This is a genomic window from Bacteroides ndongoniae (assembly GCF_900108345.1).
Classification (GTDB): Bacteria; Bacteroidota; Bacteroidia; order Bacteroidales; family Bacteroidaceae; genus Bacteroides; species Bacteroides ndongoniae.
This window is the reverse complement of sequence record NZ_FNVV01000013.1, coordinates 181,343-195,663: the sequence shown is the minus strand read 5'-3', so window position 1 is coordinate 195,663 and position 14,321 is coordinate 181,343. Positions and strand designations below refer to the sequence as shown.

At 56.6% G+C, this 14,321-nt stretch carries 10 protein-coding genes; all 10 read right to left on the bottom strand.

The features are described from left to right. Positions 1 to 5 precede the first annotated feature (5 nt). The 10 genes from BQ5591_RS05110 to BQ5591_RS05065 all read right to left on the bottom strand — a co-directional run bounded on the left by BQ5591_RS05110 (position 6) and on the right by BQ5591_RS05065 (position 14,265). Entirely contained in the window at positions 6 to 1,505 is a 1,500-nt protein-coding gene (locus BQ5591_RS05110; RefSeq protein ID WP_071148657.1) for an MBOAT family O-acyltransferase, read from the bottom strand. A gap of 31 nt (positions 1,506 to 1,536) precedes the next feature. Further along, positions 1,537 to 2,472 carry an SGNH/GDSL hydrolase family protein gene (locus BQ5591_RS05105; RefSeq protein ID WP_235817043.1) on the bottom strand — a complete coding sequence of 312 codons (936 nt, stop codon included), beginning with the start codon at positions 2,470 to 2,472 and terminating at the stop codon, positions 1,537 to 1,539. Beyond that, complete coding sequence (locus BQ5591_RS05100; protein WP_071148655.1) at positions 2,453 to 3,835, bottom strand: SGNH/GDSL hydrolase family protein; 1,383 nt, start codon at positions 3,833 to 3,835, stop codon at positions 2,453 to 2,455. The genes BQ5591_RS05105 and BQ5591_RS05100 overlap by 20 nt, the downstream gene beginning before the upstream one ends. A gap of 46 nt (positions 3,836 to 3,881) precedes the next feature. Next, positions 3,882 to 4,523, bottom strand: coding sequence for a TetR/AcrR family transcriptional regulator (locus BQ5591_RS05095; protein ID WP_071148654.1), 642 nt, complete (start codon positions 4,521 to 4,523; stop codon positions 3,882 to 3,884). A 138-nt stretch (positions 4,524 to 4,661) separates the two neighbouring features. Then, positions 4,662 to 6,158, bottom strand: a complete 1,497-nt coding sequence (hutH, locus tag BQ5591_RS05090) for a histidine ammonia-lyase (RefSeq protein ID WP_071148653.1) — start codon at positions 6,156 to 6,158, stop codon at positions 4,662 to 4,664. Next, positions 6,155 to 6,784: a cyclodeaminase/cyclohydrolase family protein gene (locus BQ5591_RS05085; RefSeq protein WP_071148652.1), complete on the bottom strand. Its 630-nt coding sequence runs from the start codon at positions 6,782 to 6,784 to the stop codon at positions 6,155 to 6,157. The genes hutH and BQ5591_RS05085 overlap by 4 nt, the downstream gene beginning before the upstream one ends. Positions 6,785 to 7,087: 303 nt before the next feature. Then, positions 7,088 to 8,338, bottom strand: coding sequence for an imidazolonepropionase (gene hutI, locus BQ5591_RS05080; RefSeq protein ID WP_071148651.1), 1,251 nt, complete (start codon positions 8,336 to 8,338; stop codon positions 7,088 to 7,090). 12 nt (positions 8,339 to 8,350) lie between these two features. Next, a complete protein-coding gene (gene ftcD, locus BQ5591_RS05075) occupies positions 8,351 to 9,247 on the bottom strand; it encodes a glutamate formimidoyltransferase (RefSeq protein ID WP_071149338.1) in 897 nt (298 codons plus the stop codon). 205 nt (positions 9,248 to 9,452) lie between these two features. Then, positions 9,453 to 11,468 (bottom strand): urocanate hydratase, encoded by a 2,016-nt coding sequence (locus BQ5591_RS05070; RefSeq protein WP_071148650.1) that lies wholly within the window; start codon positions 11,466 to 11,468, stop codon positions 9,453 to 9,455. A gap of 244 nt (positions 11,469 to 11,712) precedes the next feature. Then, entirely contained in the window at positions 11,713 to 14,265 is a 2,553-nt protein-coding gene (locus tag BQ5591_RS05065) for a glycosyl hydrolase 115 family protein (RefSeq protein WP_071148649.1), read from the bottom strand. Between the last annotated feature and the right edge of the window lie 56 nt (positions 14,266 to 14,321).

Genomic DNA, 14,321 nt, shown 5'->3' with positions numbered 1-14,321 from the left:
ACAGATCAGAACTGGAAATAAATGAAGGGCTGGATGTCCGAACTCTTCATCTGAATAACCAGATAAATCAGTGCAATCATCAGTACCGCCTTTCCCAGCAGGGGGAGGCGGATTACTGTTTTTGTACAGGCACGTTCCCAACTGTCGGGCAGGAAGTGAAGTACATATCCCAGCCCCATCAGGGCAAACACTTCCCAATAACCGGCCAGCAATTGCGGCAACAGTTGCGGACGGAACACGGTAAAAATCTGTCGAAGCATATCGACCGACGTAGCGAAGTCGGCATTGCGGAAGAAGATCCAGCAGAAACATACGAAGTGGAAAGTTACGACCACCCCGAAGAAACGCCGGATGCCATGACTCTGCTCGCCCTTCTTGCGCCCCGTCAGCGACATCCAGAACTTATGCACTGCCAAGGCCACACCGTGAAGCACACCCCACAGCACAAAGTTCCAGGAAGCACCATGCCACAGCCCACCCAGAAACATGGTAATAATCAGGTTGACGTACTGCCGCACTTTCCCCTTCCGGTTGCCTCCAAGCGAGATGTACAGATAGTCGCGCAGCCAACTGGACAGCGAGATGTGCCAACGGCGCCAGAACTCGGTGACCGAGGCCGATTTATAGGGCGAGTCAAAGTTGATATTGAAATGGAAACCAAGCAACAAGGCTATTCCTATCGCCATATCGCTATAGCCCGAAAAGTCGCAATAGATTTGCAACGCATAGCCATATACCCCCATCAGGTTCTCTACCCCCGAATAGAGCGTAGGGTTATCGAAAATGCGCTCTACAAAGTTGACGCTGATATAATCGGATATCACCGCCTTCTTAAACAAGCCGCTCACTATCAGAAAGATGCCGCGCCCCAGCATCTCGTTGGAAACAAACAACGGGCGGCGGATCTGCGGGATAAAGTCGCGGGCGCGCACAATGGGACCCGCCACTAATTGCGGGAAGAAGGATACATAGAATGCGTAATCGAGCAAATTGGTGAGCGGCTTTATCTCGCGCCGATACACATCGATGGTGTAGCTCAGCGACTGGAAGGTGAAAAACGAAATGCCCACAGGCAGGAAGATGTCCAGCATGGAGAAGGTGCCGCCCGTCAGCGATGCCCAGCATTCGAGCAGGAAATTGGTGTATTTGAAGTAGCACAGCAAGCCCAGGTTGACACACAGACTGACGACCACCCACAGCTTGCGTTTCCAGCGGGTCACCGTACGGTCCATCAGCAGGGCAAGCAGGAAGTCGCTTACGGTGACGACGGCCAGCAAAAAGAAATAGGTACCGCTGCTTTTATAATAGAAATAATACGAGAACAACGTGACAAACATCAGCCGGGCCGTCGTACGACGCTGCAACAGCAGATAGACGACGATAAAGGCCGCAAACAGCCAGAGAAAAATGCCACTGCTGAAGATCATCGGCGAATGCGGATCGTACACAAAGACATCGCGCAAACGCGTCACGTCGATATGGAGCCAGGAAAACAAATCATCCATAAAACAACTGAATTTAGAGTTTCATCAAATCTTATCTCATCCCCATGCAATAATCGTTGTAAGCCCTCAGCAGAGCCTGATACAGCATCTCGCCCTGCAGACGATAGCCCTCGGGCAAATAGTGCACATGGTCGGGGCGCATCAGGCCGGCCTCCTGCCAGTTCAGGCAGGCGCGTCTGACACCTCCTGCAATATTGTACAGGTCCCAGACGGCCAGACCATTGTCGTCGGCATAGCGGCGGATGGTCTGCACGGTCCTATCGGTACGGGGATTGATCTTATAGGTACGACGGCGCCGGCTTTGGCGGAAGCTTTCGTACGAGCCGGGAGGGGTCGTCATCAGCATGGGCACCTCCGGCAAACGTTCGCGCAGCATACGCACCAGGTCATCTATCTGCCTGTAGTGGGTCATGGAGTTGTATCGACGGTTATGGCTCTCGTTGGTACCGAACGACAGTATCAGCATGTCCGGATGCAGCTCGGCTATCTGGTCTATACGGTCGGGACGGGTAAAGGTGACGCAAAACGCCCCGTTAATGCCGAGGTCGGTATAACTGACCGTACCAAAATCGCGCTGCATCGCTTCGCCTACCGTGCGTGGGAAGATATGTCCGCGGATATGGCTGTCGCCCACGTGGACGATGCGCAACGTGTCCGTCACGACGCCCAAGTGACGCAGCCTCAACTGCTCCCAGATCGGGTCGAGGACGCCCAGACTGTCGGTCAGTACGTTGTCGGCCAACTGCCGGAAAGCAGCCGGATACGTCAGCCGCGGCAGAGCAATGGTATCGGTACGCATGGAGCAGACCGGCAACGTATCGGCACCGACCGCCACCACGTCCGGCATGGGGCAAAGCGGCACGGCATCCTGCGCCTGCACCACCGGCACGGCAATCAGCATCCACACTAAGCAGCACAATGCGTTGCGCCACCCGGCCGACAGCTTGTCAAGGTTCCATTTCTTCATAAGCACGCCTCCTGTCATACTGTTCCTTTCCGTAAACCAGCGCTTCGTACAGCAATTTTGCCAGATGCTTTCCGCCGCGGAAGTTGATGTGTGTATAGTCGTAATTGGCCATTGCAGGTTTCGCCTCCACCAGTCGTGCCATGCTGCCATCGCCACCCATGGCCTCGAACAGATTCCAGAATGCCACGCCGGCATCGGCCGCCAGATTCTGCTGATAACGCATCAGGTTCTTTACTCCCGGCATGGTTCGCAACTCGCCTTCTTCGGTCTTGTAGTCGCGGTCGCCCACGCCCACAATCAGGATGCCGGCCTGCGGAAAGGCTTCCTTCAGGTGCTCCAGCGCGGTATGCATGCCGGCTATGTATTTATCGTACTTCCTGCCAAGCTCGGTAGCCACATTCAGCCCGTACTGAAGAACAATGAGGTCGTACGGGCGTTCGCGGTCAAATTCGCGCAGCGTATGCATCGGTATGGAGCGCAGAGAGAGTCCCGACGTACCGCGCAGCGAGAAATTATCTACCGCAATGCCCGCGTCGCCATCCATCGTTGCGCCATAGAACAGCGTAGAGTCGGCCCGATCCACCGTCCAGCGGACCGACCCGATACGGCCTTCTACGGTCATCGCCTGCAGGCCGCCGGTAGGCTGAAACGTTTCAGTAACGGGTTCGTTGCGGTTGACACGCACCGTAATGGTGGTTTCACCCTTATTACAGAACAGGATGGAGACACGCCGGCACGTATCCAGCAGAGAGGCATATCTGCTCTGCCCCTTCAGCTCGACATAGGCGCCGGGGCCGGGAATGAAGTAATGGCCGGAGATACCCTGCCGGCTCTTGTCGAAAGCCACCGAGTCCATTGCCGAATGGCTTTCCCAACCGCCAAAGGTATGGCGTACGGTGGGGCGGAACCCGCTGACGATGGAAGTGATGGGCACAAAACCTACCCCACGGCCACCGTACTTGCGCTGCAGCATCTCGCGCAAATCGGCAGTCAGGATGTCGCCTTCGATAAAGGAATCGCCGAAGTAGGCGATGCGCACCACCCGGCGCGAGCGGGACGACAATTCGTCCAGTGCCCGGTAGAAAGGAGCCATGCCACGCATGGCGGAATCGCTGTAGTCTTCGATGCAGGTCATGCCCGTACGGCACGTATCGGCAAAGGCCGGCTTCGGCTTGGGCGGCGGAGGCAGCAGCGTATCGGGTTCTTCGAGCGGAACAGCAGGCGGACGCACGTCGCTCAGCAGATCGACCCGCCTCAGCTTATGCCCGCCAATGTTCAGGTCGGGCAGCAGGTACATCAGCAACAGCCCACCCAGCACAAGGAAGACCCAGATAGCGGTATATTTCAATGCATTTTTTTCCATACTTACTCCTTAGAGGAGGGCAAAAGTACGAAAAATGCAGGAAACGTTATCGCTTGTTTCTACGATATTCACAGATAAAGTTTTCCAAGACCTGCGCCCCTTTGATGGTCGAGATGCCACGCAGATAAGTAAACATAATTGTTTCGTAAACAGAGAGGAACGAATACTTCTGACAAATGTCCGTGTTCATCAGCAAGTCCAGCTGTTCGCGTACAAGCAGGCTCATGATCTCAAAATTGACATCATCGCGGAAGAGACCTTGCGAAACGCCTTCCTCGAAGAAACGGATGGCCTCTTCCGAGTTGCGGTTGTGACGGTTCATCATCAGCTCAGCCACCCGCGGATACTTCTTTATGTCCTCAAAAAATTTCTTATTGGTGGCATGAAACTGCTCGATGCTGTACTGGAAAAGCTTCAAGATCACTTCCAACACGTTGCCGGCTACGGCTTGTACCTCCTTCAGGTACTGTTCCTCCATTTCCTGGCGGCGAAGCACGCATGCTTCCAGCAGTGTCTCCTTATCGTAAAACACCTCGTAGAGGGTACGTTTCGAGATGCCCAACGAGGAGGCTATCTCGTCCATCGTGATACTCTTGATGCCATGTTTTGTAAATGCCTCGAGCGAACTGTCGATGATTCGTTTTTTCAGTTCAGCCCGCGGGGCAGGATTCTTCGTATTTTCTTCCATATCGATGCTCTCTCTCTGTACAAACCCATTACTATGGATTCCATGTTGAAAATTAAACGAAGCAAAGATAGAAAGAAAACTCAATATAAAAAGTGAGTTTTCTTTCTATGGTCAAAAGATTAATAAAAATTATATCATTCAGTAATCAAACTTCGTCCGGTTCAGGAACGCGACGGTTTTGTGAATTTCCTTGTACATCACGATGTCGTCTTTCACAAAAGGCACTTCCTTGCGGTACTCGTGCAGGAAGCGTTCCAGCAGAGGCGACGTCTTGAGCGGACGGCGGAACTCGATACCCTGCGCGGCGTTCATCAGCTCGATGCTGAGGATGTGCTCCAGATTGTCCATGATGCGGAAGAGCTTGGTGGCGGCATTGGCGCCCATGCTGACGTGGTCCTCCTGCCCGTTGCTCGACACGATGGAGTCGCTGCTGGCGGCGTAGCAGTACATCTTGTTCTGGCTGACCATCGAGGCGGCTGCATACTGCGGTATCATGAAGCCGGAGTTCAACCCCGGATTGGCCACAAGGAACTCGGGCAACCCGCGCAGGCCCATGATGAGCTGGGCAATGCGTCGCTCGGAGATGTTGCCTAACTCGGCCAGGGCGATACCCAGGAAATCGTACGAGATGGCCAGCGGCTGACCGTGGAAGTTACCGCCGGAGATGATGCAGTCCTCGTCGGGGAAGATGGTGGGATTGTCCGTCACCGAGTTGATTTCGGTGAGCAACACCGACGACACGTAGCGGATGGCGTCCTTGGTGGCGCCGTGCACCTGCGGAATGCAACGGAACGAATAAGGGTCTTGCACATGCTGTTTGGGCCGGGCGATGAGCTCGCTGCCCTCCAACAGCGTGCGGAAGGCTGCGCCTGTCTCTATCTGTCCCTGATGAGGGCGTATCTGCTGGATGCAGTCCATGAAGGGGTCGATGCGCCCGTCGAAGGCTTCGAGCGACAGGGCGGCGATGAGGTCGGCCTTCTTGCTGAGGCGCCGGGCCTTGAGGATGGCGAACACACCGTTGGCGCTCATGAACTGGGTGCCGTTGAGCAGCGCCAGTCCTTCCTTGCTCATCAGGTGGACGGGCTCCCAGCCGAACTCGTCGAGCACGCTGATGGCTTCGCGTTTCTTGCCTTTGTAATAGACGTCGCCCACGCCGATGAGGGGCAGGAAGAGGTTGGCCAGCGGTGCCAGGTCGCCCGAAGCGCCCAAGGATCCGCGGTCATAGACGATGGGCATGACGTCGTTGTTGAAGAAGTCGAGGATGCGCTGCACGGTGATGACCTGCACGCCGCTGTGCCCCAACGACAGGGCATGTGCCTTGAGCAGCATCATCAGTTTCACGATAACGGGCCTTATCTCCTCGCCCACGCTGCAGGCATGGCTCTTGATGAGGTTTTCCTGCAGGGTGCCCAGTTCGTCGGGCGAGATGTTCTTGTTGCACAGCGAGCCGAAGCCGGTGGTGATGCCGTACAGGGGTACGTCGGATTCGGCAATCTTCCGGTCCAGATAGTCGCGGCAGCGCTGGATGCGCAGCTTGGCTTCCGGAGCCAGTTCCAGTTTCAGGTTTTCGTTGATGATTCGCTCGATCAGTTCGAAGGTCAGGTCGCCCGACCCTACATAATACACGTTGTTCATACTCGCAGCTCCCGGTTTATTTCGTCCAACAATGCTTTCTCTTTCAGCAGGGCCTGGCGTTCCAGTTCGTCGGCCTCGTCCTGCAAGCTCAGGGCAAACTCCTTGTCCTTCAGCGAGCCTAAGTTGATGCGCACGTTCATCAGTGCGCCCAGCACGGCACTGCGGGCGGTCATCATAGCCACGCAGGCGTCGGTCACGGCGTTGCGGTTGCCGTGGCGGGCCACTTCCACGATGACGCTCATCAGCTCGTAAGCGTTGCGCGCCACCTGCATCGGTACCAGAGCGGCGTGCTTCGTGGCCTCCTGGATGGCGGCGCTGCGGGCACTCTTCTCCTCATCGGTGGCCTTGGGCATCTTGAAGCAGGCAAATACGCGGTCGTAGGCTTCGGAGTCGCGGTCGATGTCGGCCACGAAAACGTCCTTCCGTTCCGCTGCCAGCGCGGCGATGTGCTGCATCTGCTCCTGGCAGGCTTCGTAGTTCTTCTTGCCGAGGGTCAGGTTGGCCACCATGGCGGCTAAGGACGAGGCGATGGCACCACACAAGGCAGCCACACTGCCGCCGCCGGGCACGGGGGCGTTGCCGGCTACTTTATTCAAAAACTCTTTTACGGTTAAATCGACTAACATGATATTCTGATTTTAAGGTTTTACTTCTGTTTTTTCGGGTGTCCGAATGGCGGGACCGACGGGTAAATGTAACTTTTTATAACCATCAGCAAGCCTTTCTGTAAACCACTGACTATCAGAGCTCTATATTTAGACCCTCTCAGTCGTATAGAGAGGGGGTCTCAGTCCTATACTTAGGTACCCTCAGTCCTATACTTAGGCCCCCTCGGTCGTATAGCGAGGTGGAAAGGGCACAAGACTGTCAGGAAAAGCTACCGGTTCTTACCTTCGGTCACAGCCGGACACATTGCTTTATGAGGCAGGTCAGGAGGGATAAATCACTCCTTCCTTGATGGTCGCAATCACGCAGTTCATGCCGATGTAATAGGGCAGGAAATGGTAATTGTCGGTGTTCAGCACCACCAAGTCGCCCTTCTTGCCCACTTCGATGCTGCCTATCGAACCGGCACGGTTCAGCGCGGCGGCACCGTTCAGGGTGAGGGCCGTGATGGCTTCTTCGATGCTCATCTGCATATAGATGCAGGCTAAGGCAAACGTCAGCGGGATGGAACCCGAGAAGCAGCTGCCGGGGTTCAGGTCGGTGGCTAAGGCCACGGCACAGCCGGCATCTATCATGGCACGGCCGCGGGCGTAGGGTTCCTTCAGTGCAAAGGCAGTCAGGGGGAGCAGCGTGGCGACAACTCCCTTCTCGGCCATGGCGCGAATGTCGGCATCGGAGGCATGCAGCAGGTGGTCGGCCGACGTGGCAGACAGTTCCGCTGCTAATCCGGCACCGCCCAAGGGCACTATCTCGTCGGCATGCAGCTTCAGGTTGAAGCCCATCCCGCGGGCGGCGAGCAGCAGTCGGCGCGACTGTTCGATGGAGAATACCCCCTGCTCACAGAAGACGTCGCAGAACTCGGCCAGCCCGGCCTCGGCCACACAGGGCATCACCTCGCGAATGAGGAAGTCGATGTAGTCGTCGGTGCGTCCGGCATACTCCTGCGGCACGGCGTGAGCACCCAGAAAGGTGGGCACGATGTCCACCCGGCGGTGCTCGTCGCCATTCAGGCTGCGCATGATGCGAAGCTGCATCAGTTCCGTCTCTTTGTCCAGTCCATAGCCGCTCTTGCCCTCCACGGTTGTCACGCCCATGGCGTTCATCTGCTTCAGGAAACCTTCGGCCTTGGCGCGCAGACGTATGAAGTTGGAGGCTCGCGTGGCCTTCACGGTGCTGACAATGCCGCCGCCCCGCTCCATGATGCTCATGTAGCTTTCGCCTTTCAGCCGCCACGAGAACTCGTCGGCCCGCTCGCCTCCGAAGACGAAGTGCGTGTGCGAATCGACAAAGCCGGGCAGCACGCAACGGCCGCGGGCGTTGTAGTGCCAGTAGTGCTGATAGTACCCGTCGCGGTTCTCGCCGCGGTTGGGACCCACATAGGTGATGACGCCGTCGGTCACCTCGATGGTGGCGTGGTCCATCACCAGCAACTCGCCCATCTCTGCTCCCTTGCGGGCGGCAAATCCCATTGGGGTCACTACACGGGCATCGAATATAATCAGGTTTTCGCTCATAACTCCTTGTCTTTACTCCATAATGCGTGCTTCCAGTACCTGCTGCATCGAGAAATTCTCCAATCCCAAGTAGTAGGAGGCGGTATCAATCAGGGCTTCCATCGGCACCAAGCCAATGATCTCACTACCCACGATGCTCACGCCGTAACGACGTGCTTCGATACGTACCAACTCGAAGGCACGGTAGAGGGCAGTGCGGGTATAGTCGGTCATGTTGATGGACACCTGCGTGATGCCGCGGTCCTTCAGCTCTACGCCCATCGCCTTGCAGTAGCGCAGGCCGCCGCCAATGAAACGTATCTTCTTGGCAATGTCGTGGGCAATCTCTAAGCTGGGTGTGGAAAGGTTGATGTTGTAGGCCACCAGCGGCATGCGTGCTCCGATGGCCACAGTACCAGCGGTGGGGTGACGCTCGGTCGGACCGTAGTCGGGATGCCATTCGGGCTGGTGTATCTTCTCGGCCATGCCTTCAAACTCGCCTTTACGGATGGCTGCCAGGTTCTCGCGGTGGGGAGCCGTGGCAGACTTCTCGTACAGGAAGACGGGCAGCTGGTAGCGACGGGCCACTTCCTCGCCGACTTCGCGCGACAGGGCAATGGCCTCATCCATCGTCACGCCCTTGATAGGGATAAAAGGCACCACATCGACGGCACCCATACGCGGGTGTTGTCCCTGGTGGTGATTCAGGTCGATCAGTTCTACTGCCACGCCGATGGCTTCGATGACTGCGTCGCGCAAGGGTTCGGGTTCGCCCACGACGGTCACTACCAGGCGGTTGTGGTCTTCGTCGTTGCTATAGTCAAGCAGTTTCACACCGGCACGTGCACGGAACGGAGCTACAATCTGGTCAATCTTCTGCAAGTCGCGTCCTTCGCTGAAGTTGGGGACGCATTCCATAATTCTGTTCATATACATTATTTATAAGCCTTTCCGGCCTCACCCCCGCCCCTCTCCCAGGGAGAGGGGGGAAAGGAAAGAGAGGGAAAAGGAAAAGTGATTCATATTTCTATCAAAGTAAAAAAGCGTTTATTCTCCCCTCTCCTTGAGAGAGGGGGAAAAGGAAAGAGAGGGAAAGGGAAAAGTGATTCATATTTCTATCAAAATAAAGAAGCACTTACTTCCCCCTCTCCTTGGGAGAGGGGCCAGGGGTGAGGCCCGCCAAACTATTTATCAGCTCCTCATCCGCCAGATAGGGCATCGTGATGTGATAGCCGTCTTCATGGGTGCGGTTGAAGGTCTCGCTGGTCTCCATGGCGTGCGGATTGCGGGCCCACGAACGGCGGGCTACACCGCCCATTACGTCCCACAGCATGGCCGAGCGCAGAATCCGGTCCACCCGCTCGCTGCCGTCGCACACCATGCCGAAACCACCGTTGATGGCTTTGCCGATGCCTACGCCGCCTCCGTTGTGCAGGGCTACGAGGCTCATGCCGCGGGCACAGTTGCCGGCAAAGCACTGTACGGCCATGTCGGCCATGACGTTACTGCCGTCCTTGATGTTGGCCGTCTCACGGAAGGGCGAGTCGGTGCCGCTGACGTCGTGGTGGTCGCGCCCCAGCATGATGGGACCTACCTCGCCACGGCGCACCATCTCGTTGAACCGCAGTGCTATCTTCATGCGTCCCTCTGCATCCTGGTAGAGGATGCGGGCCTGGGTGCCCACTACGAGGTTGTTCTTCTCGGCATCGCGAATCCAGTTGTAGTTGTCCCTATCCTGTCCGCGGCGGGTGGGGTCGATGCACTCCATGGCGGCGTGGTCGGTCTTAATCAGGTCCTCGTGCTTGCCGCTCAGACATACCCAGCGGAAGGGACCGTAACCGTAATCGAACAGTTCGGGGCCCATGATGTCCTCCACGTAACTGGGGAAGATAAAGCCGTTCTTGTCGTCTCCGCCGCGGGCTATCTCGGTGACGCCTGCGTCGAAAACGGCCTTCATGAACGAGTTGCCGTAGTCGAAGAAATACGTGCCGCGGTCCACCAACGTTCGGATAACCTCGAAGTGTCGCTTCAGCGAGGCGTCCACCAGGCGGCGGAATGTGGCCGGATCTTTGTGAAGTAACTCCGTGCGTTCGGCAAAGGTGATGCCTGCGGGACAGTAGCCGCCGTCGTAAGCGGCATGGCAAGAGGTTTGGTCGGACAGGAGGTCGATGCGGATGTTGTAACTGGCGGCATACTCCAGCAGATCGACAACATTGCCGTGGTAGGCGATGGAAACGGCTTGTTTCCGCTGCATGGCCTCATCGGCCAAGGCAAATGCTTCGGGGAGGGAGGAAGTGACATGCCCTACCCAACCCTGTCGGTGGCGCGTCTCAATGCGCGAAGCGTCCACCTCGGCTATGATGGCTGCCGCTCCGGCCATTTCGGCGGCCTTGGGCTGTGCGCCGCTCATGCCGCCAAGTCCCGAAGAGACGAAGAGGCGGCCTGCCAGGTTGCCGTCCTGCGGGATGCCCAATTTCAGACGCCCAGCATTGAGCAGGGTGTTGAACGTGCCGTGTACGATGCCCTGCGGACCGATGTACATCCAGCCGCCGGCCGTCATCTGACCGTAGTTGGCCACGCCCATCTGCATGGCGGTATGCCAGTCCTGCTGGTTGTCGTACAGCCCTACCATCAGGGCATTGGTAATAATGACGCGGGGCGCTTCGGGCTTCGATTTGAACAGTCCCAGCGGATGCCCGCTCTCGATAACGAGTGTCTGCTCCTGCGTCAGCACCTCCAGGTATTGCTTGATGAGCCGATACTGCATCCAGTTCTGACACACCTGGCCCGTCTCGCCATAGGTAACCAGTTCGTAAGGATAGAGGGCGATGTCGAAACAAAGGTTGTTGTCGATCATCACCTGAAAGGCTTTCCCTTCGATGCAGTTTCCCTTGTATTCGTCAATCGGCTTAGCCTTCAAGTCGCCCTGCGGGCGATAGCGATAGCCATAGATGCGTCCGCGGGTACGAAGCTCTTCCAGGAACTCGGGAGCCAGGGTCTCATGCAGTTCTTTAGGGATATAGCGCAGCGCATTTTTCAATGCCGTGGCCGTCTGCGCGGGAGTAAGTGTATAGCCACGGTCCGGCGCCCGCCGGATGCCCTCCACAAAACTGGGATAGGGAGGCAATGTCTTGCTCAGGGTTATTTCCATGATATGATAGGTTAAGGATTTACAAAGTGTCAGTCCATTACAACTGATTCGTGTTGCAATATAGCAATTAATCCGGAAATACCCAATGAAAGAGGGTGAATATTTATCAAAAAGAAAGGAGGAAAGTCAAAAGCAGATAAAAACCAACCTGCAAGTATGATTCAGGCACGGATACACGACAGAACGGAGAGCTACACTCCGCACTTGTTCGTGCTATCCGTGCCTGAACACATTATCGGTACAATTACTTCCGCGTACACTCCGACTCGTCCATGTACAAATAGGACTTGCGGTAGCCACCGAGATCGACTACAATCTTCTCCAGTACCACGGCGGGGTGAAGTGGCTTGAAGTCGAGCGTATAGGTACCGTCGGACGAAGCGGGAAGGGTGAGCGTTACTTCCTTTTCAATCACGCGGCGAGCCACGGTGGGATAGAATACGGAGTAGACGTTCTCGGGCAATTCGTTCAGGTTGTGGTTGAAGTTGACGGTTTCTTCGTTGCCACCGCGGAAACCGACGGTGTATTTGTGGCCCTCAACGTCCTGGAAGGCCAAAGTAGACTTCACTACGACGATGACCTTTACCTGCTTCAGGTCGCGGGCCTCTTCGGGCAACTTCATCTTATAAGACAGAGACGAACCGGCTACGGGCACGGTATAGGGCATCAGCGTAACGCCGCCCAGCGTGCGGCCCATGTCGGGAATCACTTTCCACGACGTGCCTTCGGCGGCCTGACACTCGAAGAAGTGGGGAGCCTCCATGGCTACATAACCGTCGGCACCCGTAAAGACGTAGCCACCCACGGCCTTCTCGGGCTCGGCGATGCGGAATACTTTGGGCAGACGGTCGGCAGGGAAGTTGTCGTTCCACGAGCGGTAGCCGATGTGTTTCTGTATCATCATGTTCTTCCACTTGCCGCCGGACATCACGTTGTTGTAGTCGTCGGTCAGAGCCTTGTCGCGTGCAAAGGTCTGCTCCACCTTGTCGGCCCAGGCATTCGCCTCGGGATTGCCTTCGGCATAGAGCTTGTGGTTCATGGCCTGGGCGTAGTACATTTCGTAGAGGTTGGACATGGCCTGCACGGGGAAGAGTATCAGTTGCTTGTAAGCGTCGCGGTAGGCAGGAGCCAGCGTGAGGTACTGGCGCAAGGCTTCGGCCTCAAGGCGGGCATAGTCGTCGGCCACCTGCTTCCATTCGCCTGTAGCGAGGTTGTAGGTGCGGGCGTCGAGCATCTCGGCAGTCACACGACCGTTGTACTTGTTGTAGAGGTTGAGGATGCGGGCAGCCTCGTCGGCCTGTTCTTCGCCGAAAGCCTGGGCACAGAAGTTGCGGGGATGCTGCATGAAATTCTCGGCGGTATAGGCCAGCGGATTCCAGGCCATGTCGAGGAAGAGGGTGATGGGATATTCCATCGGCTTGAGGTCGCCCACGTTGAGTACCCAAAGTTTATCCACACCGTACTCATAGGTCAGGTGGAGCTGTTCCCACATACCTTGGATGGGGGTCACGTTCAGCCATTTCGTATTGCGGGGCGCGCCCACGTAGTCCACGTGGTAGTACATGCCAAAGCCGCCGGGATGCTTGCGTTCTTCGGCATTGGGCAGACGGCGTACGTTGCCCCAGTTGTCGTCGCAAAGCAGCATGATGACGTCGTCGGGCACACGCATACCCTTATCGTAATAGTCGAGCACTTCCTTGTAGAGCGCCCATACCTGCGGTGTCTCCTTGGCGGGTCGGCCGGTGACTTCCTTGATGATGCGGCGTTGGTTGTCGACAATGTCTTCGAGCAGTTTCACGTTGGTGTCCTCGCTCATGGCTTCGTCGCCGTCGCCACGCATACCGATGGTCACCACGTCTTCGGTGCCTTTCATGCGCTCGATGCCCTCGCGGAAGAATTGGTCGATGACTTCTTTATTGGTCGAATAGTTCCAGGCACCGTACTCCTTGCGCTTGCGTGCCCACTCCTGATGGTTGCGTGCCATCGGTTCGTGATGCGAAGTGCCGATGATGACGCCCATCTCGTCGGCCAGCTTGCCGTTCTCGGGGTCGTCTGCATAGAAAGCCCAGCTCCACATGGCAGGCCACAGGAAGTTACCGCGCAGACGGAGAATGAGTTCGAACACCTTTCCGTAGAATTCGTGCCCGCCGTAATTGGTGCCGAAGGCGTGCTTCACCCATCCGGTCAAGCAGGGTGCCTCATCGTTCAGGAAGATGCCACGATAGGTCACCGCAGGCTCACCGTCGGTATAGACACCGGGACGGACGCAGACAGCCTCGCGGGTCGGTACAGGCACGTCGGCCCACCAGTACCAGGGCGATACACCCATCTGGCGCGACAGTTCGTAGATGCCGTAGATGGTGCCGCGCTTGTCGCTGCCGGCAATGAGCAGCACGTCGCCTTCGATTCCCTCAAGGGGTGCGTGGAGGGTGGTGATGATGTATTTCTCGCGAGCGCCTTCCAGCTGTTTCTTGTCCAGCTTCTTGGCTTTTATCAGTTGCTTGATGAGGGGACTCCGGTCGGCCGAACCGACAATGATCTTCACGCCAGCAGCAGCGGCGGTAACTTTACCGGGTTTCACCCCGACTACTTTTTCGAAATCGGCCTGCAGGTTTTCCACGGCCATCAGCACGCCCTTGTGGTCGTCGTCGCTGCACCAGATGGCGGGTGCGGGACTGCCGGCGGCGTAAAGGGTAAGGCCGCCTTCGGACGGAGCAAAAGTGACAAACTGGTCGGCTGCCTGCACAGACAATACCGACATCCATAATAACAGAAATAAGGTAGAAATGTATTTCATGACATTTTTAAGTTAATAATGCCACAAAAATAACATCTTTCGGGCAAACAGACCTT